The following is a 23,813-nucleotide window of genomic DNA, read 5'->3' as shown; positions in this document are numbered from 1 at the left end:
CAAATATTACGAATTTTAATTACTGGCTTGAATACAATTTGATCACATCAACAATGCCCTGCTGACACACATCACAAAAATCATCGGTACGGGTAAACATAATGCAGTTTAACTCACTTCGATAGAAGCCTTTGGCAGAATAGTTTGCCCCTTCAAACGCCCCTATTACATTGTTATATTCGGCTTTAGAAAACATGCCTTCAACAATGCGTTGGTTTTCATGAAATAGTTTATCCATCTCACTTTCAGGTTTGTTATCTTTACGCAACTGGCCGCGAATTTGTTGATATTCATAAGAGTGCTTTTCATACTCTTGTTTTGGCCAAGGCGTGGGCAATGGCGTTTGCTTGTTAACTTTTGTTTGCCATTTCAAAGTGTCACCATTTAATAAGGCAGTAACGTTTGGCTCATAAGGCTCTATGATATTTGTAGGTGCCGCATAGGCTACCGAGCTTGTGTAATACTCATCGGCAAGCCCTGCAAAATGGTGACCAAATTCATGAATAAACAAATAATCGGCCCAATCACTGTTTGCTGCAGCGGTTGAATATAAGCCATAAATACCGCCACCACCGTAGGTATCGTTATTCACAATAATTTCAACAAAATCGTAAGGTGCAGATGAGGCGATACGACGAAAATTTCGATTATCACTGGTGAGCACATAACGTTCAGAGCCAAATGCATCATAAGTTACCCCCAAAGGGCTGTCGTGGTATGTGCCGGTAGATGGACGAGAAACGCCAGACTCTTTAGTAAGCGGTGCTAACGCCCATACATTAAAGTTTTTTCTATTTTCTTTAAATGGGCTGGTGGCAAACAACGCTTCGGTAAGCTCTTTTGCCGTTGTTTTAAATTTAGATAATTCAGCCTTGGTATAGCCATCGCCCAAGATAAGCAAGTCGACCTTATTCTTTGGGTCGCCATTGTGTTCAATGGCAATAACTTGCTCAGCGTAGCCAGCTGATTCACGATGATTTAAATAATGGTTTGGATCAATCTCAGTGGTCCACACATTTTGAAATTGATGCTTGGCATCACGTTTTTCAATTTCAATAATCACTTCTTTATCAGGCATAGGAAAACGCAATGACTCATGGAAGGTGCGCTTAATTTTTTTCGCTTCTCCTGTTGTTTCCCACTCACCATAAATAGAGCTGTAACTGCGGGTAAACAACACCTGTTTTGATGTTTTATCTTTAATAATAAAACGGTATTTGCCACGATTCAGATCATCCAGTACTTGAGATTTTGAACCTGGCCACGCGAGAGGCTCCACCACCACACTGTCTAGAGAGAATATCTCCTGCTGACTGTCACCCGTGTGATAATAATCCACGCGTAATGTTTGTACTTGAGCAATGGTTGCCCAAGAAAGAAACAGTCCAAATATCGCCACTAACTTGTTCATTTAATCTCCGTATACCGCTGGTCTATTGAGATTAAATTAGCACAAAAAAAGGCCTAAGTAATTTTATTACTTAGGCCTTTAAGAAATATCAACATTCTGTCTAGGGTGGGTTTGTCTCGGTTAATTATGTCTCAGATAAATAATGAAACCTTACTTTCACTGGCAACCCTTCTAGCACGACTTCAGGCTTTGGACTAATATCCAGCGTTACTTTGATTGCTGGCTTATTACCATCAAAAGGACCTGATAAAACGTCTGGCATTTTTTGGCTTAACTGTGTTGGGGTATTAATTACTCCATGATGTTCATCACCGTTTGGCAGTGTGATCGTGGCTGTTTGCCCTACTTTTGCATAGTCCATACGCTCTGGTGACAAATACACATTAACAACAGGATCTACTAAATTAGATATTGCTAATAACGGCGTATCTTCAGCAATAAACTCTCCTTCTTCAACAAAAACTTCATTAACCACAGCTTCTTTATTCGAACGTATTGCGAGCATATCTTGCTTGGCTTTTGCCTCTACCATTGCTAACTCAATTTCCATTAGTGTTTTAGCTGCTTGTCCATTTTTGTGTTCATCTAAAGCACTTTGATGTTCAATCATCGCTTGCTGATATTTAGATTTTGCATTCAAACTATTTTGTTCAATCAACAGTTGTTCATTTAATGGCAACACACCACGACTATTATATTCTTGGTATTTTTCATTAATTTTGTCTTGAGATTTTTCTGCCGACTTTAACGTTGCTATTTGCTGGGCATACAAACGATTAATCGTTTCGTTACCACTTTCATGATGCGCTTTGTATGCTGAATATTTTTTAGTTAACAAGATCAATTCTTTATCTACAACTGGTGAATTTAGCTTTATCAATACATCACGTTCACTAATTTTATCACCCGCAGATATATTAATATTTTCAACATAAACAGACTTTGGTGCATTAAGAACAATTGGCTCTGTAGTTAAAATCCCATCTGCGGTAACTAATAACGTGTCATCAAGCATATGCCACGAAAATATTACTAATGGCGACGCAATAATAGATAGTAAAACATACCAGCGAATTTTAAATGCTATGCGCTTAGCAGGAGCGTAAACTACTTTAAAGCCATCGTTTAAAGTAGCATTCTTCTGCTTCTCAGATTGAAATTGAATCTTCATTAAAACTTCTTACCTTTTTTCAAAACCCACCAAGGCGCCATATTGCTTTCTTCATGGCCACGCCTAAATATTTCATTTACTAATGCTATTGCCGAGAAAACCCGAGTAATTAGGGTATACACTGGAAATGGGAAAAACATTAACAAATACAAAACCTTTATGTCTTCTTTTGGCCTTTCTGATATCGCAAATAAAAAGAACAAAAAGTGAATAAGACTTAACATTAAATACGCAACAAATTGCACGGCAATCATCGCAATAAACAACTCAAAGCTGTACGCAGTTACTAACCATATATTAAATAACACCACCAATAGCGGCATTAAAATATTTTGTAGTACACCGTAAACCAAGGTGAAAAAATAGCCTTTAAATCCTAATAGTTTCGGACTGAATGCGTACGGGTGCTTACGTAAATATAAAAACAGTAAATCACCATCCCAGCGCATACGTTGACAAAATAACTCTTTCCAACTAACTGGCGCATCGGTATGACCTATGGCTTTAGTGGCAAATGGAATACGGATCTCAGGGTGTCGCTTCATGTATTGTTTAATACGTAAAGTGAGATCTAAATCTTCAGCCGTATGTGTATCCCAACCACCTATTTGCACTAAAAATTGACGCCTGAATGCACCAAACGCACCAGATACGTTATTAATTAAATTCCACTCCGCTAAACCTGTTTTACCTGCTTGCATTGAGATCATATATTCAAGCGCTTGCATGCGAGTAACAAAACTTTGCTTCCAATTTCTAACACGTAAGCTTCCGCCTACAGCAGGTACATTGGGGTCTTCAAACTCTTTAAGTATTTCGTACACCATGTTGTTATCAAACGATGTGTCTCCATCAACATTGATAACAATTTCGCCTTTCGAGCGATATAATCCGGCATTTAACGTACTTACCCGTCCACCACGTTGCCATTTAGGTAAAATATCTAAATCGCGATTATGGTAATTTTTCACTATTTCTTGGCAATCAAGCGCGGCTTGATAAGTGTCGGCATTTTGCTTTGCACCATCTATAACAGGAATTATTTGAATTCGACCGCTATAAACTTGTTCGCATAACGTTAAAATGGTGTCTTTAATCGCATTACCTTCTCCATAGCAAGTAATAATAATACTCACATCAGGATGTATTTTTAATGGCCCACGCAATTTCGCTCTGCGATACCAAAACACAATACCTGCAAATACAGTAAAGGTTAACGGTAGCTCAACTACCATTAGCATAGGCAAATAAATAATCAGTACTTCAAAATGTTGCTGCAATAATGAAAGCGTAGAAAGAAACTGATACTCGATGTAACCAAATTCCACTAGCTAACCAACTCTTGATTTCGCTCGGTAAACCACTGTTCAATGTCAGAGTTTAATGTTGTATCGGGTAATAATTTAAAGGTAACCTTTATTTCTAACGGATTATCTTCTTGCTCACTGGCAATATCACTGAGTTTGGTTTGAACAACTTCCATCCCTTGCTCAGTAACGTTTGGCAACAAGAAATACAAACTATCACTGTTTGGCTGACAAATTATATCAGTGGTTCTTAATACACTTTTTAAACGTTCACTAAATGCTTCTATACGGCTAGTTAAACTTACCGTCGACATTGTTTCGGTAAGTAGTTCTAAGTTGCTATAACGCAATCCTAAAAATAAATGATTGTCACTTTGACGAAGTGCCATTTTATTAAGCCACTGCACCATCCATGAAAAATGTTCATTAGGGACAGATTCACCAACAGCCATGGCTAATTGTTGAGGCTCACTCCCCGTTTTTATTTTAATAATGCCATTGTGGCCAATTGCAAAACTAAAGTATTCTTTTTGAATTAAGTCATCAACTTCATTGTTATGACTACAGGTAAAACATTGTGCTGATACTTTCGCATCTATAAATAAATTATTACAGCCATTACAGCGCTTATTCTCTATTGGTCGGTCATAATCCGTACCTATGTGACGAAGTGTATTTATACAATTTGGGCAAACCATTTCACCACTACGAATAAACGACTTTTGCTCGCCAACATGGCCGCACGCAAAACAATGCAAAGCTTGCTCTAGTTTGAGATCAATAGAGCCACAGTCACCACAACAATCAACATAATTGAGTAAACTCGAACTGCATGACTTACATTGACGAATGCGATCAATCAATTGTTCTTGTACTAAATTTCCTGATTTAACCATACGATTTAGCCAATACTCTTTTCCTTGGCCATCATCCCACAACTCTAAAAATGGGTATTGATAACTAACACCGTTATTAATAATTTTACTAGGTCGTAAAGTTCGTGATTCACACATCCACAAGTAACTTAATAATTTATTTTCTAAGTTATCATTGGTGTTTAAATTAAGTTCTTTTTTACGTGATAAGAAACGATTGATATCAATATCAATTCGGTTTGGTAATAAGCCATCTACCATGGCCAACTCAGAAAAATGGCTGTTATTGGTAAACACTAAGCTTGCGAAGTTAACATCGTTTGAGCGGACTTTTTCTAACCATTGAATAAATAATGATTGTTTAGCAACATTTATAATAATTGCCGCGTATTCAATATCAAAAGTGAAATCAGTGCCTGTCGCACTCACTGTTACAACATCATATTCTGATGTTATTTGTTCTACATTGTTTTCACCAATACATAATATCGTTGTCATACTTGCCACTCAAATTCTTAAAACAGAGGCTCTTAGGCCATTTTCAGGCGGATTAGAACATAAGGCAAAGTTTAAAAATAGATTAAAATTGTTGGTGATTTGTTAATGACAAGTAACTGGGGAGAATAAATAAAACCCACAGATTTAATTTATGCACATTTGAAATGCCTATACTACAGTTAAATAGAAGCGATAGATTTTATTTACCGTCCAATTATAACTACAAAACATTGATAAATATAGATTTAATTAGCAAGCGAATTATGACTCAATTGTATTATCCAAAAGAACTCAGCTGGTTAGCGTTTAATGAACGCGTGTTACAAGAGGCCCAAGATATCAATAACCCAGTTATTGAACGAGTACGGTTTTTAGGTATTTTTTCAAATAACCAAGATGAATTTTTTCGCGTTAAAGTAGCAGATATAAAGCGTAAGGCGTTACTTAAAAAAGCCGAGGGTAATTTAGCTGCATTCAATAAATACCAGGCATTAATTAATGATATTCAAGAAAAGGTATTAAAGCTTAATGACGACTTCAATCAAACCTACTTAAAAATACAGCAAGAATTAAAAAAGCAGAACATTGAAATAATCACCCATGAACATCTGAGCGAATACCACCAACAATGGTTAAAGCAATACTTTACCAATAAAGTACTGCGCTATACGCAACCATTGATCGTGAGTAATTTAATCGACTTTCCCAGTTGTATTGAAGATCATTTAACCTACCTTTTTGTCGAGCTGAGTAATCAAGAAAAGTATCAGTATGCTGCGATAGAAGTACCCTGCACTGAAACTAATCGCTTTGTCTTACTACCGAAAGATAAAAACGACAATATTCAAAAAATTATCTTGCTTGATGATGTGGTTTGCTTTTCATTAACTGACATTTTTAAAGGACTTTTCACCTTTGACGATATAGTTGCCTACTCATTTAAAGTAACCAGAGATGCCGAGTATTTATTAAGTGAACAAGATTTAGACGATTCAATATTAATGAAAATGTCGAAAAGCCTTAAGCAACGCCTACATGCAGATCCGGTACGGATTGTGTGTGATGAGCAAATGCCCTCCAGGATGGAAAAAAAGCTTAAAAAATTACTTGGCTTTACCAGTTATGACAGTACATCTCCGGGTAGTCGTTATCGTAACTTTAAAGACTTTATTAAATTTCCAAACGTTGGCAAAGCCAACTTAAGGTATACCAAATGGCCAGCGCTGGATAACCAACAGTTTTGTAAATACAACACTACTTTTGAAGCAATTACAGAGCAAGACATATTGCTGCACTACCCTTACCATAAGTTTCACCATTTTAAGGAGTTTGTGCGCCAGGCGTCTTTTGATCCGGCAGTCACCTCGATAAAATTAAACATTTATCGAGTGGCCAAAAAGTCACAAATTATTGGTTCGTTATTAGATGCGGTGCGAAATGGTAAAAAGGTAACCGTAAATGTAGAGCTTAGAGCGCGCTTTGATGAAAGCAATAATATTGAATGGTCCAAGAAAATGACCGATGCAGGGATCAAAGTTCTGTTTGGTATAAATTCTTTAAAAGTCCACTCTAAACTGTGCTTGGTCAACCGAGTTGAACAAGGAAGAATAGTAAAGTACGCCCAAGTAAGTACAGGCAATTTCAACGAAGATACCGCCAAAATGTATACTGACTTTGCCATTTTTACTAAAAACCAGTTAATTGCTGAAGAAGTAGATAACGTCTTTAAATTTATCGAACACAGCTATAAAGACGTTCATTTTGATCACCTGTTGATCTCACCAATAAATCAACGAAAACGTTTGAATCAGCTACTTAAAAATGAAATAAAAAATGCCAAGGCAAATTTACCAGCCAAAATCATTTTAAAAATGAACAACTTGGTTGATAAAAAGCTTATCGATAAACTTTATGCTGCCAGCAATGCCGGTGTAGATATTCATTTGATCATTCGAGGTATGTGTAGTTTAAAACCAGCTTTAGCCGGTATTAGCGAACGAATTACAGTCACCAGTATTGTTGATAGATATTTAGAGCACGCCAGAGTAATGTTATTTCATAACAATGGCGCTCCCCTGGTATTTATTACTTCTGCAGACTGGATGGCGCGAAATATAGAAGATAGGGTCGAAGTCGGCTTGCCCATATATTCACCTGCGTTAAAACAACAAATTATCGACATTCTAAACCTACAAATATTTGATAATTGTAAAGCTCGTATCGTTGATCCACTTCAGCAAAATAAGTACGTAAACCGCAACAAACTTAAAAAGCTAAGTTCTCAGCGAGAAATCTATCAATACCTAAAACAATGTGAAAGCCATGACTAACTCGGAAGTAACATCCATCCAGTCTCAAATTATCGGTAAATCACAAAAAGTGGCGGTTGTTGATTTAGGCTCAAACAGCTTTCATTTAGTTCTTGCCCGTATTGTAGAGCAAGATGTACAAATTTTATTAAAAGAAAAACTCAGAGTCCGATTAGCTCAAGGCTTGGATATTAATTTAAATTTGAGTGAAGAAAGCATTGAGCGAGGTTTAAGAACATTAGCGATATATGCAGAAACACTTAAAGGGTTTCATCCTAGTAAAGTAAATATTATTGCTACGTACACCTTAAGAGTGGCGAACAATGCCAGTAAATTTTTACAACGTGCGAAAGCTATTATCCCCTACCCAATTCAAGTTGTTTCAGGGCAAGAAGAAGCACGCCTAATATATCAGGGTGTAGCACATTCCATGCACTATCAGGAAAATCGGTTAGTTGTCGATATAGGCGGTGGCAGCACGGAGTTTATTATTGGCAACGGTTTCAACACACTTGCCCTGAGCAGCAGAAATGTTGGCTGTGTAAGTTTAAGTAAAACCCATTTTGGCCAAGGAAAAATTAATAAAAAACGCTTCAAAAATGCATTACTTGCTGCTGAGCAAGAGCTGGAGCCAATTGTAGATAAATTTAAAAACATAACATGGAAATTAGCCATAGGTACATCGGGCACCGCTTCAGCATTAACAGAGATTGCGCACGCCAATAACTTTTGCCAAGGCCCATTGACTCATCAAGCGTTAACAGACATTAAAAATGCCGTTTTAAAATTTGATCACTTCGAACAAATAAAGCTTAAGGGCCTGACCACCGATAGGCAACATGTCATTGTTGGTGGTTTAATAATTATGATGGCCATTTTTGATCTGTTTGAAATAACGCAACTTGAATATTGTGATAAGGCATTAAGAGAGGGCGCGCTTTATGAAATGGACGATAATTTACAGCATGAAGACATAAGAGAAAGAAGCATAGAAAGCCTGATTAACCGCGTTAGTGTAGATGTACAACACAACGAGCATGTAGCACTTACTTGTTTACAACTATTAAAGCAGAGCCAACCAGGCTGGGACTTTAACGCAATACCAGAAACACCAAGGTATTTACGTTGGGCAAGTGCTTTGCATGAAGTGGGCTTACACATTAACTCATCAAATTATCACAAGCATTCTGCTTACGTTATAGAAAATGCAGGCATGCTTGGCTTCAATCAAGATGAAGTTACCCTGTTAGCTACCTTAATACGATTACACAGAAAGAAGATTTTAAATGAGTTAATTCCTGAATTATCACTATTTGACTATAAATGGGTTGCTCGGCTTATTGTTATCTTTAGGTTGTCAGTGTTGTTTAACCAAAAGCGTCAGAAAGATTTTTTACCAACGTGGCAATTTAAGGTACACAAAAACAACGCTGAATTAGAATTTCCGCAAGCATGGTTAACAAATAAGGAGCTTTTTAAAGCCAACTTGGATACAGAGATCAAACAAATGCAAAAATTAGGGATAAAATTAACTTACAAAGGCGTTTAATCAATCTTTGCCTGAATGGCTGTCATGTGGAAGTTTAACCGGCTTACATAAATACCCTTTGGTATGCGATGCTCGAGCGCAGTCTTTACAAATATGACGTGGTTTATCAACAATATGCCAAAGCTCATGTAAATGATTTTCTACTTCTTTTTTCTTCCATTTACATAAAGATTTAACCATATTACTCCCCTAGAAGTGTCGATATACGCAGCTAACTCCACTAAGTTTATGCAATAAACGCTTTTCTTGCCAAATCAAAGCCGAAATTTGTTAAAACCAGGATTGAATAAAACTATTAGCCAGCGGTACACAAAACCAGACAAAAGCTGACACATTGAAAATGATCATCAACCAAAGCTGTATTCTAAAAGACAGTTTTCTAGATTTATGCCTAAATTTTTGCTGTGCCCATACAGCACCAGGCCAGCCGCCAATCAAGGCAAGTAACTGCAAAGTTAATTCGGGTGTTCGCCAATGACCTTTTTCTGCAGCCTTTTTGTCCCAGCCATACATAATCATAGTAATAATGCTTAGCACCACGTAGCCAGCCAAAAAGTGAATGGCAAGTTCGTTAAACACCACTAACAAACCAACAGACATGATAAATAGGAGAGCAAAATATATCGATGCGTTATTTGAATTGCGCACTCTTCTATTTTTACCTTGTTTTACAGTGTGATGAGCCAAGTTTGTTATTACTCCTCTAATTATTTTATAAGTTATTAAACAACGTTATAGCCAAGTAATGCAACTCAGCGTAAAATTGCCCGCCTAACTACGATCAATTGCGTTTTTAACGTAAACAAGGAACATTTGTGAACACATATTGCGGCTTAGACTTTGGTACTTCTAACTCTACCTTTGGCACAATTCAAGATGGTAACCCGATATTATTGCCTTTGGAAGGCGGTAAATTTACCATTCCCAGCGCAATATTTTTTCACTTTGAACTGAACCAAACCTTTTTAGGTCGCGCGGCAATTAACGAATACATTGACGGTGAGTTTGGCCGTATTATGCGCTCATTAAAAAGCGTGTTGGGTACACCGTTAATGGAAGAGAAAACTCAAATAAAGTCGCAACAGGTTCCTTTTGCCGACATTGTTACCAGTTTTTTAAGCCACTTAAAAGCCAGAGCAGAAACTAATGCGAATCGCCCGTTTGAGCAAGTAGTATTAGGTCGTCCGGTTCACTTTGTAGATAACGACAAACAAGCCGATTTATTAGCTCAAGACACTCTTGAAACAGCGGCATTAAGAGCTGGCTTTAGTGATGTGTTATTTCAATATGAACCCATTGCGGCAGCCCTTGATTTTGAACAAAGCATTAATAACGAAGAAATAGCCTTAATCGTTGATATTGGCGGTGGTACCTCTGATTTTTCAGTGGTTCGCCTGTCACCTGAACGTGCTCTTAGAAGTGATCGTGAAGACGATATATTAGCTAACGGTGGTATTCATATAGGTGGTACCGACTTTGACCGTAAGTTAAGCCTTGAAATCGTTATGCCGCACTTGGGTTATAAAAGTAAACTTAAAGAAACCAAACAAATCCGTAATACCGACAGCCAATTTAGCATTCGCAGTTCAATGGCAAATGTTTCGCACAATGAAACCAAGCAAATGTTCATGCCTTCAAGCTATTATCATGAATTGGCAACCTGGCATAAAATTCATCATTTATATGAAAAAAATACACAAATTTCGTTAAAAGACTTAGCGTTCAGAGTTGAAAACAAACAATTAATAGACCGCTTATTAAACGTGATCAATAAACGCGAGGGACATTTGTTGGCTATAGATGTTGAGCAAGCAAAAATTGATTTAACCACACACAGCACTGCTAATATCGATTTAGATTATGTTGAGTCAAAATTGAACGTTGATTTAACCATTAACCAATTACATGACGCGATACAAACTGAAGTAAACAACATTAAAAAACAGACGTTACTGACCATTGCTGATGCTGGTATTAAATACACCGACATAACAAAAGTATTTATGACCGGTGGCACAACAGCAATACCTATGGTTAGACAAACCATTGCAGATTTATTTCCTAACACAGAAATAGTTGATGGTGATAAATTTGGCAGCGTAGGCATGGGCTTGGCGATAGATGCGGGCCGTAAATTCGGATAGAAACAAGTTCAAGAAGTGTGGGGTTTTAATACCCTACACTTCTTGATAAATCGTGATTCGTGATTCGCTCCTATTCTAATGAAACACTTGTCGACTAAAACGCATATGCCTTGAGTTTTCTGTGAGCTTTTTAAAGCCTTCATGATCAAGACAAATTAAATTTTCGTGATCGCCAGCTTCAAGATAAACCTCATCTAAGTCATCAAGCAATGAATCGCAAACCATTGTCATATTGTAGGCGTCACCTGCAGGAGGCACCGCACCATGTTCGCAGTCTTTGAATAACTCATACACTTTACTTTCTTTAATTAAATGGTAACTGCCAAGTAATTCATCATTAATATACGACATACTCACTTTATTATTTGCCGGTAACACCGCCATAAGCTTTCGTCCTTCATGATCTTCAAGTACCACCGCCTTCGCAATTTTATGTAATGGTACGTTAGCAGATACAGCACTGCTTACTGAATTAAGGCTATGAAAATGAGGAAGTAACTGATAATTAATTTGATGTTCGTTCAGATAAGAGTCAAGTCGAGTTGCAATAGTCATAAACACCTCCAAAACTATGTCAATCAAATGCTAATGTAGCCTATTAAGTATAGTTGCTTCTGCATAGATAGGCATAATTACAATCAATACCGCTGGCTTTATTTTTATGATAATTATTCAAACAAAACCACCAATTAACTCATTGAAAACCATTTAAAAAATAAACATAATGATGGAAACAGGAAAAATAACTGTAAACCTTTATTCACTAGTAGATAACTTTTATAACAATTATTGAATTATTCAATTTGACTAAAAGTAACTGTTTTTGTAAAAATCCCGACCATATATAAAAAGAATTCATCATCATGGAGAATTAGATGAAAAAATTATCATCCTTGCTGCTTTGCGCAATTACAGCAGTAAGTTCTATTTCTGTTGCCGACGAAGGCATGTGGCAACCACATCAATTACCTAGTATCGCTAAAGAATTAACAGCTGCCGGCTTAGAATTAAACCCAACTGATTTAACCAACCTTACAGAGTTTCCTATGGGCGCTATTGTCAGTTTAGGGGGTTGTACTGCTTCGTTTGTGTCTGATCAGGCGTTAGTGGTAAGTAATCATCACTGTGTATATGGCTCTGTGCAATATAACTCGACGGAAGAGAACAACCTTCTTAAAGATGGCTTTTTAGCAAAATCGTTCGCAGAAGAATTACCTGCAGCGCCAGGACAACGCATTTATGTAACCGAAGAAATTACCGAAGTAACCCCACTTATTAAAGCTGGTATTACAACAGCAATGAAGGGTGATGAGCGTTACAAGTTTATTGACACTAATAGTAAAAAGCTTGTTGGTGAATGTGAACAAGATAAAAATTACCGTTGTAGCGTCGTTAACTTTCACGGCGGGCTTGAGTACTACTTATTTAAACAATTAATGATCCGCGATGTACGTTTAGTGCATGCACCGGCATCAAGTGTTGGTAAGTATGGTGGTGATATTGATAATTGGATGTGGCCACGCCATACCGGTGATTACGGATTCTACCGTGCATACGTAGGTAAAGATGGCCAACCAGCAGATTACTCGCTGGACAACGTACCATATCAGCCTAAGCATCACTTAAAAGTGAACAAAGCCTCTGTTGATGAAGACGACTACATTATGGTGTTGGGTTACCCTGGCCGAACAAACCGCTACCGCGTAGCGAGTGAAGTTGAGCATCAATTCACTTGGGCTTATCCTGTGGCTAAATCTTACCGTGAAGAGATCATCAATTTAATTCACGAGAACTCTGAAGTTGGCAGCGATAAACGCATTAAGTATCAAAACGAATTGGCAAGCTTGGCAAATTACGCCAAGAACTACGGTTCATTAATAGAAAGCTACAACAAAGGCACAACCCTTGAACGTAAGCAGCAGCTAGAAGCACAATTAAGCGCGTGGATTAACAGTAACCCTACACGTAAAGCTCAATACGGCAGTGCCCTGTCTGGTTTGAACAAACTAGTTAATGACAGCCAAGAGTTTGCCCCACGCAGTTATGTATTAAGCTACATGGCAAGAAGCAAGTTACTGACTACCGCAAATAAACTACACCGCTTAGCTATTGAAAAAGCAAAGCCTGATCTTGAGCGCCAACGCGGTTATCAAGAGCGCGATATGGATCGTTTTGCTCAAAGCATGACAACCATTAACCGTCGCTTAGATGTAGACATTGATCAAAAGATATTAGCGCATATGCTAACGCACTATGCCGCTTTACCTAAAAAGCAGCGTATTGAAGAGCTTGACCAATTTTTTGGCTTAGAAAACGGATTAAATGAAACCGAGTTAAATAACAAACTTGATGCTATTTACCAAACAACCAAATTGGCCGACGAAGCTACGCGTTTAGCGTGGATGAACAAAAGCGTAGAAGAGTTTAATAACTCAAACGACCCATTCATTCAATTAGCGGTTAACACCTTTAAAGCGCGTAAAGCCATTGAAGACAGCAGCAAAGAATTAGCCGGTAATTTACAAGCATACCGTCCTAAATTTATGGAAGCGTTAATCGCTTACAATAAATCGAAAAACATCCCGGTATATGCCGATGCAAACAGTACGCTACGAGTAACCTACGGTAACGTAAAAGGCTACTCACCTAAAGATGGCATTACTGCTACCCCATTCACTACCGTTGAAGGTATTGTCGCTAAAGATACGGGTGCATTTCCTTTTGATGCGCCTAAAAAGCAACTCGATTTAATCAACAAAAGACAATATGGCTCATACACCAAAGATGACTTGAATACTGTTCCAGTAAACTTCTTAGGTACATTAGATATTACTGGTGGTAACTCTGGCTCACCAACATTAAACAGCAAAGCAGAATTTGTTGGTTTAGTGTTTGACGGTGTATACGAGAGCATCATTGGTGGTTGGGATTATGACGCTAAATTAAACCGTTCAATTCATGTAGACGTACGTTACATGCTTTGGGTTATGGAGCACATTGATGGCGCGACCAACCTAATTGATGAAATGGACATCGTTGAAATGTCGGCAACCAGTGAAATTAACACCACAGTTGCAGAATAAAACGTTTACATAAATAAACTAAAATAATCTTTGAAATAAAAGCGCGATAATTCACATTATTGCGCTTTTTTAATTCAGGGATGAATTAACTTAGAATTGCCACGGATGGCTTAAATTCTGTTAATTTTCTTCTATTTTCCCTTCCTGAATTTATTTCTGGATCCACTTCTCCTCTCTGAATTTATTTCAGAGTCTAGGTTATAAGTTGCTAATTAGACCCTGAATCAAGTTCAGGGCGATGCTAAGACATCGATTTCAGGATCTATTAAAATAGTAATAAGATACTGAAACAAGTTCAGCAAATGGTGGGTGAGAACTGGAGTTCATTACCCCTCTCACTCCCTGAATTTATTTCAGGATCCACTTCTCCTCTCTGAATTTATTTCAGAGTCTAGGTTATAAACTACTAGTTAAGCGAGTTGATTGCCTAAATCAAGCCAGTCAGGATTATCCTCTTCTATCAAATTAATTTTCCATTGACGTCGCCAATTCTTTAACTGCTTTTCTCTAGTTAAAGCCTCATAAAAATGATCACATAGTTGATAATAAACTAAAGTACGTAAGTTATATTTTGATGTAAAACAATCTGTTGCTTGTAGATGATGTTGGTCTATTCTACGTGCTAAATCTCGAGTAGCACCTATGTAAATAGTCCCATGTTTTTTATTGGTTAATATGTATACGGCACAATTGCTCATTATGAAATCCTTTTCAATGTGGTTAGCTATTAATGATAGATGCTGAAACAAGTTCAGCAAGTGGCGAGTAAGACTGAGTTATCATTAACCACTCCCTGAATTTATTTCAGGGTCCATCCTCCTATTCTGAATTCACTTCAGGGTCTAGGTTAATTAGATGCTGAAACAAGTTCAGCAAGTGGCGAGTAAGACTGAGTTATCATTAACCACTCCCTGAATTCATTTCAGGGTCCATCCTCCTCTCTGAATTTATTTCAGAGTCTAGGTTAATTAGATACTTACTAAAGATCCTGAAACAAGTTCAGGGAAATACTAGAGTATCGAGTTCAGTAATCGGTGATAAACGATTCAGGACTTGATTGAAAAGGTATTAAAACGAAATAGTTTAATATCGTTATGCCAATAATCTTCCGCTAAACCAGCCTTTAACTTTAGCTTACTAACAAAATCTTTAACGCTTGGTAATGACTGCCAAACCGAAGGCAAAAACAGTGCATTATGCTGCTGGTATTCAATAACTAAACCATCAACATTTGGCTCCAACTCGGCAAATAATTGTGCTTCGCCTTTATTTTCCATCGGCTCAAGCGGTGATAATATTGATATTTGAAAACTTAAATGTTCAAGCTCTTTAGCCGTTAACCGGTCAAAGCGATAATCTTCAAAAGCACTACTATAACTGTATTTACAGATGTTTTCCCACAGCGGTGTCTCACGTTGCATTGTCCCCACGCAGCCTCGTAATTCATCACTAACATACAAGGTAACAAAACACGCATATGGGGAAAGTAACGTAGTAGAATTTGGTGCAATTGGCTTTGTATAACAGTTTTCTTTAACGGCCTGATTCAAAACCTGCCAAACAAGATTTATGGCTTGCTGTTGCTCGTGTTGAGTGAGCTCAATACACGATAAAGCTGGCATAGCCCACTACCTTGTTTTTATCTCCTGCGGTATCACCGGAATTTTCATATTTAACCATTTTTATTTTCCACTGGGCATGATCACAAAATTTAAAAAAACCATTGAGTACATTACTGCCACACGCATCTTCACCAGTCAGGTCGGTATCAAAGTTAAGCATCCGCACGATATTAAAGTTATCGATAGCATTTGCCTGCTGATACGTATGAAAATGGCTCATGTCGGTGCTTATTAAAAACAAAGTACCTTCAACATTAAGCTCATTAATTACGGTATATACCTCATCTGGCGTACATGCCCCCACAACAATAGGCAGCAAGGTAAAGTTGCTTAAACAGCCTTGTAAAAATGGTAATTGAACTTCTAACGAATGTTCATACTGATGCGCTTCGTTTGAACAGTGCACCATGCCTTTATCTATTAATCGCTGACAACCTTCTACATCAACATTTATATCGCCCAATGGTGTTGAGAATGCATCATGATCAGTAACCGCTAAGCCATTTACGGCTACCCGATGGCAAGGCCCCAAAATAACGACTCTTTTAATGTCATCAGCTCGGTTAGCTAACAACCGATAGGCCGCACCAGCTACTGGCCCTGAATACATATAGCCTGCATGGGGCACAATTAACGCCTTGGCTTGTACACCCGCATCAACAAATTCACCAATACATTGCAGCACACTGTCTGCCAAATCGATGGGATCGTCAAAATAAAAACTGCCCGCTACAGCAGGCTCGCGCACATTCACAATTGCTCCTACGGATTAAACTAAATTAAAATTATGCTTCTACAACTATTAAGTATAGAAAAAGAATTTGGCTATACTTAATACAGGCGGTAATAAACATGGCAGATGCTTTCATAGAACATTTTCCTACCAAGTATTGGCATCGACTGGATGATGGTAGAGTGCGCTGTGAAGTATGCCCACAGCATTGCACATTACGTGAAGGTAAACGTGGCAGTTGCTTTGTACGTATGCATCATAAAGGCGAAATTGTGTTAACTAGCTATGGTCGCTCTTCTGGCTTTTGTATTGATCCTATCGAGAAAAAACCACTTAACCATTTTTACCCTGGCACACGCGTTCTTTCATTTGGTACTGCCGGTTGTAACTTAAGCTGCCAATTTTGCCAAAACTGGGACATCAGCAAATCAAGACAGCTTGACACTCTGTGCGGTTCAGCCATGCCAGAGGAGTTGGCAAAAACAGCTAAGCAAAACGACTGCAAAAGTTTGGCGTTTACCTATAACGACCCGGTAATATTTATGGAATACGCCATAGACACTGCCATTGCCGCAAAAGAACAAGGGATAAAGAGTGTAGCGGTAAGTGCCGGTTATGTATGTGATGAGCCGAGGATTGAATTTTATCAGCACATGGACGCGGCCAATATCGATTTAAAAGCATTTACAGAAGAGTTCTATCACAAAATATGCCACGGCCATTTACAACCGGTATTAGATACACTGCTGTATTTAAAAAACGAAACGGATGTTTGGTTTGAAATAACCACCCTGCTCATTCCCGACGAAAACGACTCAGAGGCAGAGCTGCACAATATGTGTCAATGGATTGCCGAAAACCTTGGCACTGACATTCCCCTGCATTTCAGTGCCTTCCATCCTGACTTTAAAATGCTTGATAAAGGAAATACACCGATAACCACTTTGTTAAAAGCAAGAAGTATTGCCCAAAGCTATGGATTAAAATTTGTGTATTGCGGCAATGTGTTTGATGTCGACTCAGACTCTACCTATTGCCCGAACTGCCAACATCCGGTAATAAAGCGCAACTGGTATGAAATAAGCCAATATCATCTAACCTCAAGCGGTAATTGCCAACACTGCGATCAGCCAATTAATGGCATATTTGGTGAATACAAAAATGGCTTTGGCAGACAACGTATTCCGGTATCAATTGGGTAAAGTGTGAAATGAAGAATGGCGAAGAAATAACACCACAAATCGTTTTAGATGAAGCCTTGAGCCTGGCTAAGCAAAGCTCTTGGGAGAGTTTTAGTATGTTGGCATTGGCAGAAAGGCTGCAATGCGATCTTAGCGTTATTCGCAGCTTTTACCGCTCGAAAGACGATATGGCTGAAGCATTGTTTGATCAGGCAGATCTCGCCATGCTGAAGCTCGCAAGCAAACTAGACCGTAACAATTCAACCAGTACTGAGCGTTTAATTGATTGCATAATGGCTTGGCTTAATTTTCTCGCGCCCCACAAAAGTATAATTAAAGAGATCCTTGCCTATAAATTTGAACCGGGCCACTTTCACTTGCAAGCTCACGGAGTTACGCGGGTAAGCCGTACAGTACAATGGTTTTTGCAAGCCGCTGGTAGGGATTATTCAGGGGTTAAACGAGTAGGCGATGAATTGTCGGTAACGTCGGCCTATTTACTCAGTTTAAGCTTCTACTTTGTTGACAATAGTGTGCAACATGCGAAAACCAAGGCATTGTTACAACGAACGTTAAAAAGAAGCAGTGAGTTATACCATGTGTTGAAGGTAATTAGCAGGCCATTAAGGCTACGCAAGTGACATATAAATGGATGCATTAACTCATGCTATTGTTGGCGCTGCAATCGCACAACTACCCCGCTCTAGTGATACAGATAAACAACCCGTACTGTCTTGGCAAAAACGGGCACTGATTGGCGTAAGCGCTGCGCTATTTCCAGACATAGACTACCTGCTATTTTATATTAACCCGTTAGAGTTTCTTGCTGACTGGCACCGGGCAGAAACACACTCTTTAATACTGGCGCCTTTGTGGGCTTGGCTAATAATGCAATGTTGGCAGCGCCTTACTGCTTGGCCGCTACCGTCTAAACAATTATATTGGCTGTGTTTACTAGCCCTTATTTCACACCCCCTGCTTGATAGCCTTACTGCATTTGGTACGCAATGGTTTGCCCCGATAAGCCGTTATAAAGTTGCATTCAATCTATTATTTGTAATCGATATTTACTTTAGCGCATTAGTATTGTGCAGTTTGTTGTTCGTCATAAATTACAAAACCCAAGTGATTAAAGTATTGGCACTGTTGTTGCCTGCTTGCTACTTGCTTGTGGTAATTAACGTTAAAAATCAAGTCCAGCAGTCGCTAAGTGACAACCCACAACCCGTTACTTTGTTGCCACAACCATTTTCGTTTTTTTACTGGCAAGCAATTAGCCAAACGGCAAATGGATTCGATCAAGCGTATATAAAACTGACCAACGATCACGTTGGAGAATGGTTTAGTAACAAGTTAAGTTTACCGCAACAACAAAGCTACCACTTGAACGAGCAGTTAATTTGGCAACACTATTACACCCTGCCAATACAGCCACAAATGAACAAACATGCCAGACAAGTTTGGCAACATCATAAGTTTAAGGCGTTCCAACGTTTCAGCGTTTACCCTATTTTTTATGATTACCAGCACACACCGCAACAAACCTGCGTTTGGTTTAGTGACTTACGCTACCACTGGCCAAATATAACCCCGTCTTTTCGTTATGGTATGTGCCAAAAACATCAAACTGATAGTAAAAGTGACTGGCACGTATACCGAATGAAGTACTTTAGTAAACATCAAGTCACGTTAAATTAACGATGAAAAATTTTATAAACTGATAAATTGCTAAAGTAAAAAAAGCAGTAATAATTAGAACAGATTAATAATAAAAAGAAGCCAGATCATGTCTAACAACAATGAAGAAGACTTTAGAAGATACATTTGGATAGATAAAACCCAAGGTGTTATTGATATTTCAGTTGAAATGGTAGATTGGCTAGGGCCACATGAGCCAAAACGGGAATATAGAATTGTTAAAAAATTGCCGTTAAATACCAGCGATGACCAACTAGAGCGAGAGCTTAAAAAGCTGACAAGCGACGATAAATATTTTGCTCGCTGTGCTCAATGTAATAAAGCAAATTTACGTGGTCATATGCATGATGAATACATTTGCCATACTTGCGCTGAAAAACATCACGGTATTGTCCATTAGGCTATTCCAGCACAAGCACTATTCACTAATTACGATGACCTACTTAATCTACTTCATGGCTGGTTAAAAAAGTAGATTTATTTAATGCACTATAAAAGTCTTGATAAGGAGTGGGATCTTCAATCGACTCTAGGTTGTAATGAGCGTTAGCTCGCACTAATAACTGATGCTCGCCCCGCTCTCTGATAGTAATAGTCATTCGTAATGAATAACGATTAAGTTTAGTTGCTGACACCACGCCAAATTCAACATCTGCTTTGTCGATAATAAATTCCAAATCTTGTAATGTTGCAATAACCGAGCGCAGTAATAGTACCTTGTCAGTAGTATCATAAGCTCTGGTTTGATAACTGCGAACCTCAACTTGACTAGAATTCATGGCAAACGCGTCTTTTGGTGTTCTACTTCCGCTACAGCTGCTTACTAAAAACAAAATAGAAATTAATAAAGCTGCTTTATTTGTACTTGTTAAAATATTCATATGCTATTTGCCTCCAAAAATACCGCTTTAGACAGTTTTGTAAAAAATGCATCATAAAGCTCAGGATCTTTTACTGACTGCACACGGGACAGTCTGCCTCGGTCATTCCAAATTAGCCTCTGAATGGTTATTCTGGCTAGTGATGACTTATCATCAGATAAATCGCTGTTTATCACCAAACAAACTCTAATTTTTTGCTTATCATCAACTGGCGGTGATGATCCGGTAAATATTGCCAATAAAATGGCTCCAGCAATCTGACCACTATCTTTAGCATCTATAACTTTTGATGCCGACAATACCCCTAACACCGAGTTTGATTCATCCAACGAATATCCCAAATCTTGCAATACACTGGCACTGGCAACTAATAAGTCAATGCGTTGCACTGTTGTAAATTGTCGGGTTTGCATTTGTTTATCTTCTATTGATGTAGGCGATAATTTAAAAGCATCTGTAGGTGGCTTGCTATTACTAGTACAGCCACTTATTGCAACGACCACCAACACCATTATTAAAACGTTTTTAGTTAACATGATATTTCCTTAACGCCTAAAAGCGTGACGTGTGGTAAGCAAAATCTCTGATAAGCCCCTCATCATCAAATTTTAATATTATTGTTAAGGTTTTCTGTGATTTAGAAGAAGCTCCCGCTTGTTTATTGTAACTACCACCAGCTCCTCCCAGTACCTCACTACCAAAGCCTAGAACAAGTGATGAAACGCCTCCGCTACTGCTGGAGTGTACAAATTCAGTAGAAATTTTGTCGTAAATCCACACTTCGTTTCTATTTTCATCTGTAGAAACAATGTTGGGTGAACCTAAAACTGCCGCAACTTCTGCGCCTGACATGCCAATATTGATCTCTTTTTGCACAACACCAACGGTAAGCTTGCCTGTAGAGTCGTCGGCAATTTCCTGTTGATGTTCTTGCGCTGTCATACAGCCAGAAATGGCCATAAGCAGTAAGGTAGGCAACGTTAATTTATAAAAAGCATTCATTTAAACCTCCATACATTTATCTAATGAACATCAATAAAGTAAGTTGCAGGTAACATGCCAAACCACAAAAACAGGTAAACCATTGTTTTTGAAGATTAAATAATAAAACCTAAACTTTCAGCTTGATTTTTTAAAGTACATAAATCCTTTAAGCACCTACAAAAATGCACATGAACACGAGAGTAAGAAGTTGGAAAATAGCGATTTAAAAAATACTGCCGATGTTTATTTCAGCGTATAAAAGATTAGTTAAGAGGGGATCTTAACAAAAATGGTAATTAAAACAGGATAACTAAGCGCAATAACTGTTTTTAAGTGATGTTATAGAGTCGAGTTTTTTTGAACCTACATTAAGCGGATATTTCTTCATAACCCTAATAAAACGTGCAATATACTGGCACTGATTTTTAGGAGGTAGCCATTCATCCAAACCTTTCGCGCCTTTGCTGCGGTTTAAGCTTGCTTCAACGCTAAGTAAATTTGCAGGATCGTTGGCAAACGCGACGCGTTGTTCATAACTCCAAGAGCTTGCCCCGTGATCCCATGCCCATTTAAGCGGTATAACGTGGTCAATATCAATCGATGAGGCTTCATAGAGTGTTTCACCGGTAAACGATGATATCCACTTACCAGAGCGCACAGAGCACTCTCTGGAGTCTTTAAAGTGCACGGGACCAACAGATTGCGCCACTAGCACTTCCATACGTGAATTTTGACAATCACGGTCAACATCACTCCAACCACTACCAAACTGACTGCGAGTATAATGTTTAAGGTGCGACGCAGACTGAGCAGCAACATCACCTTTAGCAACAAAACCTTTAGGCAAGCGCCCGCCTGAATTTATGCAAGATTCAAGTGAATCAAACGCAGTGAAATTCTTGGTGCGATTATAATAAGAACTTTCTTGAGAGTGACAAATACCAGATTTAGATTTTTTAACCAAACCTGAAGCAGCATGCACATCAAAAAAAATACTCACCGCAATTAAGCAGACAACAAAGTAATTTTTTAGCATATTAGTAAAACAGTTTCTTTTTAACGTAACACATCAACACCTGACGTATCACCTACAACGTAGACCCAACCCAATTATTCCTGCTCTAGCCGTCTTTCCCGCGAAGGCGGGAATCCATTCGTCTACCACGTCTTTCCTGCGCCTGCCGTCATTCCTGCGTAGGCAGGAATCCATTCGCCTACCACGTCTTTCTTGCGCTAGCCGTCTTTCCCGCGAAGGCGGGAATCCATTCGACTACCACGTCATTCCTGCGCCAGCCGTCATTCCTGCGTAGGCAGGAATCCATTCTTTGGTATTATTTACAAATATACTAAACGAATTCAGTCAAATAAACAGAAACAGTTTGTTAACCAGCACTACCTTGAACACCAACCACCATTTCTTGAACCTCTGCATTCCTCCCTGAATTTATTTCAGGGTCCATTGTGCTATATTTTATAATCATCAATTAGCGGGATTCAAACAATGTCGTACGATAAATCAGTCTCTGATCATTACCAACACGGCAATTTGCTCAATGCCATCGAAGCGGCTCTTCCTGCACTAGGCAAAACCACTGAAAACATAACCATAGCTGATCTTGCCCCTGTCGATGAGTTTCATATTGGCGGGCGCTTGGCGACAGATCACTTACTTGAGCAACTCAACTTTTCTGAGCAAGACCAATTATTAGATGTTGGTTGTGGTCTAGGCGGCGCAGCAAGATATGTCGCAACAAAATGTAAAAGCCAAGTAACCGGAATAGACTTAACTAATGAGTATATTGAAACCGGCACAGCATTATGCAAATGGGTAAGGCTTGAAAGTAAAGTTACATTGGTACAAGGCAGCGCCTTAAACATGCCTTTTAAAAATAACAGTTTTAACGGTGCTTACATGCTTCATGTTGGCATGAATATAGAAGACAAAGCCGCGCTGTTTAAAGAAATACACAGAGTTTTAAAACCAGGTGCCACTTTTGCTGTTTATGATGTTATGCGCCAAAGTGACGGTGATTTAATTTACCCAGTTCCGTGGGCGACAAACAGCAGCACCAGTAAACTGGCAACACCAGAGCAATACCAACAAGCACTAACCGATGAAGGCTTTAGCATTATTAAAGAAACTAATCGCCATGCTTTTTCCCTACAATTTTTTCAACAACTTAAGGCCAAAATAAATGCAGATGGCGGGCCACCACCATTAGGCCTTCATACCCTAATGCAACAAAGCGCTGCCTACAAAGTTAAAAACATGGTGGAAAACATTGGTAATAACTTAATTGCACCGGTTGAGATCATTGCAGAAAAACTTTAAGCATTATCTCAGCTAATTATGACGGCTCATTAGCT

Annotated in this window: 23 protein-coding genes; 9 read left to right on the top strand and 14 right to left on the bottom strand. The window is 38.5% G+C overall.

What is annotated here, in order from left to right:
• Positions 1–19: 19 nt before the first annotated feature.
• The 4 genes from RI845_RS08145 to RI845_RS08130 all read right to left on the bottom strand — a co-directional run bounded on the left by RI845_RS08145 (position 20) and on the right by RI845_RS08130 (position 5,262).
• Complete coding sequence (locus RI845_RS08145; RefSeq protein WP_348389238.1) at positions 20–1,411, bottom strand: M64 family metallopeptidase; 1,392 nt, start codon at positions 1,409–1,411, stop codon at positions 20–22.
• A 124-nt stretch (positions 1,412–1,535) separates the two neighbouring features.
• Positions 1,536–2,582 (bottom strand): HlyD family secretion protein, encoded by a 1,047-nt coding sequence (locus tag RI845_RS08140; RefSeq protein ID WP_348389237.1) that lies wholly within the window; start codon positions 2,580–2,582, stop codon positions 1,536–1,538.
• Positions 2,582–3,910, bottom strand: coding sequence for a glycosyltransferase family 2 protein (locus RI845_RS08135; protein ID WP_348389236.1), 1,329 nt, complete (start codon positions 3,908–3,910; stop codon positions 2,582–2,584). The genes RI845_RS08140 and RI845_RS08135 overlap by 1 nt, the downstream gene beginning before the upstream one ends.
• Positions 3,910–5,262 carry a TackOD1 domain-containing metal-binding protein gene (locus tag RI845_RS08130; protein WP_348389235.1) on the bottom strand — a complete coding sequence of 451 codons (1,353 nt, stop codon included), beginning with the start codon at positions 5,260–5,262 and terminating at the stop codon, positions 3,910–3,912. The genes RI845_RS08135 and RI845_RS08130 overlap by 1 nt, the downstream gene beginning before the upstream one ends.
• 263 nt (positions 5,263–5,525) lie before the next feature.
• On the opposite strand from RI845_RS08130, the gene ppk1 reads away from it, so the two are divergent.
• Together ppk1 and ppx are read left to right on the top strand one after the other, a co-directional pair.
• A complete protein-coding gene (gene ppk1 / locus RI845_RS08125) occupies positions 5,526–7,592 on the top strand; it encodes a polyphosphate kinase 1 (protein WP_348389234.1) in 2,067 nt (688 codons plus the stop codon).
• A complete protein-coding gene (gene ppx / locus RI845_RS08120; protein WP_348389233.1) occupies positions 7,585–9,120 on the top strand; it encodes an exopolyphosphatase in 1,536 nt (511 codons plus the stop codon). Before ppk1 ends, ppx begins: the two co-directional genes overlap by 8 nt.
• On the opposite strand, the gene RI845_RS08115 is transcribed toward ppx, so the two are convergent.
• Both RI845_RS08115 and RI845_RS08110 read right to left on the bottom strand, forming a co-directional pair.
• Positions 9,121–9,300: a hypothetical protein gene (locus tag RI845_RS08115; RefSeq protein ID WP_348389232.1), complete on the bottom strand. Its 180-nt coding sequence runs from the start codon at positions 9,298–9,300 to the stop codon at positions 9,121–9,123.
• 90 nt (positions 9,301–9,390) lie between these two features.
• Positions 9,391–9,807: a DUF1294 domain-containing protein gene (locus tag RI845_RS08110; protein WP_348389231.1), complete on the bottom strand. Its 417-nt coding sequence runs from the start codon at positions 9,805–9,807 to the stop codon at positions 9,391–9,393.
• 128 nt (positions 9,808–9,935) lie between these two features.
• Here RI845_RS08110 and RI845_RS08105 point away from each other — a divergent pair, with 128 nt between their 5' ends.
• A complete protein-coding gene (locus RI845_RS08105) occupies positions 9,936–11,264 on the top strand; it encodes an Hsp70 family protein (RefSeq protein ID WP_348389230.1) in 1,329 nt (442 codons plus the stop codon).
• Between the two features lie 75 nt (positions 11,265–11,339).
• Here the strand turns inward: RI845_RS08105 and RI845_RS08100 are convergent, their stop codons facing one another.
• On the bottom strand, positions 11,340–11,819 hold the full coding sequence (locus RI845_RS08100; RefSeq protein ID WP_348389229.1) for an aminoacyl-tRNA deacylase: 480 nt from the start codon (positions 11,817–11,819) through the stop codon (positions 11,340–11,342).
• A 320-nt stretch (positions 11,820–12,139) separates the two neighbouring features.
• Between RI845_RS08100 and RI845_RS08095 the strand changes: the two genes are divergently transcribed.
• Positions 12,140–14,347, top strand: a complete 2,208-nt coding sequence (locus RI845_RS08095) for a S46 family peptidase (RefSeq protein WP_348389228.1) — start codon at positions 12,140–12,142, stop codon at positions 14,345–14,347.
• A 410-nt stretch (positions 14,348–14,757) separates the two neighbouring features.
• On the opposite strand, the gene RI845_RS08090 is transcribed toward RI845_RS08095, so the two are convergent.
• From RI845_RS08090 to amrB, 3 genes are all read right to left on the bottom strand, one after another.
• On the bottom strand, positions 14,758–15,045 hold the full coding sequence (locus RI845_RS08090; RefSeq protein ID WP_348389227.1) for a GIY-YIG nuclease family protein: 288 nt from the start codon (positions 15,043–15,045) through the stop codon (positions 14,758–14,760).
• 348 nt (positions 15,046–15,393) lie between these two features.
• The gene (amrA, locus tag RI845_RS08085; RefSeq protein ID WP_348389226.1) at positions 15,394–15,969 is read right to left on the bottom strand and encodes an AmmeMemoRadiSam system protein A; all 576 of its coding nucleotides are present in this window, start codon (positions 15,967–15,969) and stop codon (positions 15,394–15,396) included.
• Positions 15,947–16,717, bottom strand: coding sequence for an AmmeMemoRadiSam system protein B (gene amrB / locus RI845_RS08080; protein ID WP_348389225.1), 771 nt, complete (start codon positions 16,715–16,717; stop codon positions 15,947–15,949). The genes amrA and amrB overlap by 23 nt, the downstream gene beginning before the upstream one ends.
• A 104-nt stretch (positions 16,718–16,821) precedes the next feature.
• On the opposite strand from amrB, the gene amrS reads away from it, so the two are divergent.
• From amrS to RI845_RS08060, 4 genes are all read left to right on the top strand, one after another.
• Positions 16,822–17,904: an AmmeMemoRadiSam system radical SAM enzyme gene (amrS, locus tag RI845_RS08075; RefSeq protein WP_348389224.1), complete on the top strand. Its 1,083-nt coding sequence runs from the start codon at positions 16,822–16,824 to the stop codon at positions 17,902–17,904.
• Positions 17,905–17,912: 8 nt separating this feature from the next.
• Positions 17,913–18,524, top strand: a complete 612-nt coding sequence (locus tag RI845_RS08070; protein ID WP_348389223.1) for a hypothetical protein — start codon at positions 17,913–17,915, stop codon at positions 18,522–18,524.
• A gap of 7 nt (positions 18,525–18,531) precedes the next feature.
• Positions 18,532–19,581 (top strand): metal-dependent hydrolase, encoded by a 1,050-nt coding sequence (locus RI845_RS08065; protein WP_348389222.1) that lies wholly within the window; start codon positions 18,532–18,534, stop codon positions 19,579–19,581.
• A gap of 88 nt (positions 19,582–19,669) precedes the next feature.
• On the top strand, positions 19,670–19,981 hold the full coding sequence (locus RI845_RS08060) for a hypothetical protein (protein WP_348389221.1): 312 nt from the start codon (positions 19,670–19,672) through the stop codon (positions 19,979–19,981).
• A gap of 43 nt (positions 19,982–20,024) precedes the next feature.
• Here the strand turns inward: RI845_RS08060 and RI845_RS08055 are convergent, their stop codons facing one another.
• The 4 genes from RI845_RS08055 to RI845_RS08040 form a co-directional block, all read right to left on the bottom strand.
• Entirely contained in the window at positions 20,025–20,462 is a 438-nt protein-coding gene (locus RI845_RS08055; RefSeq protein WP_348389220.1) for a hypothetical protein, read from the bottom strand.
• Positions 20,459–20,998 carry a hypothetical protein gene (locus RI845_RS08050; protein ID WP_348389219.1) on the bottom strand — a complete coding sequence of 180 codons (540 nt, stop codon included), beginning with the start codon at positions 20,996–20,998 and terminating at the stop codon, positions 20,459–20,461. The genes RI845_RS08055 and RI845_RS08050 overlap by 4 nt, the downstream gene beginning before the upstream one ends.
• 16 nt (positions 20,999–21,014) lie before the next feature.
• Positions 21,015–21,464, bottom strand: a complete 450-nt coding sequence (locus tag RI845_RS08045; protein WP_348389218.1) for a hypothetical protein — start codon at positions 21,462–21,464, stop codon at positions 21,015–21,017.
• A 292-nt stretch (positions 21,465–21,756) separates the two neighbouring features.
• Positions 21,757–22,482: an HNH endonuclease family protein gene (locus tag RI845_RS08040; protein ID WP_348389217.1), complete on the bottom strand. Its 726-nt coding sequence runs from the start codon at positions 22,480–22,482 to the stop codon at positions 21,757–21,759.
• 465 nt (positions 22,483–22,947) lie between these two features.
• Here RI845_RS08040 and RI845_RS08035 point away from each other — a divergent pair, with 465 nt between their 5' ends.
• A complete protein-coding gene (locus tag RI845_RS08035) occupies positions 22,948–23,778 on the top strand; it encodes a class I SAM-dependent methyltransferase (protein WP_348389216.1) in 831 nt (276 codons plus the stop codon).
• The last annotated feature ends 35 nt before the right edge of the window (positions 23,779–23,813 follow it).

The sequence above is a fragment of the Thalassotalea nanhaiensis genome, assembly GCF_031583575.1.
In the GTDB taxonomy this organism is placed as follows: domain Bacteria; phylum Pseudomonadota; class Gammaproteobacteria; order Enterobacterales; family Alteromonadaceae; genus Thalassotalea_A; species Thalassotalea_A nanhaiensis.
The sequence above is the reverse complement of the archived record's forward strand: the minus strand, read 5'-3'. Positions and strand labels throughout refer to the sequence as shown.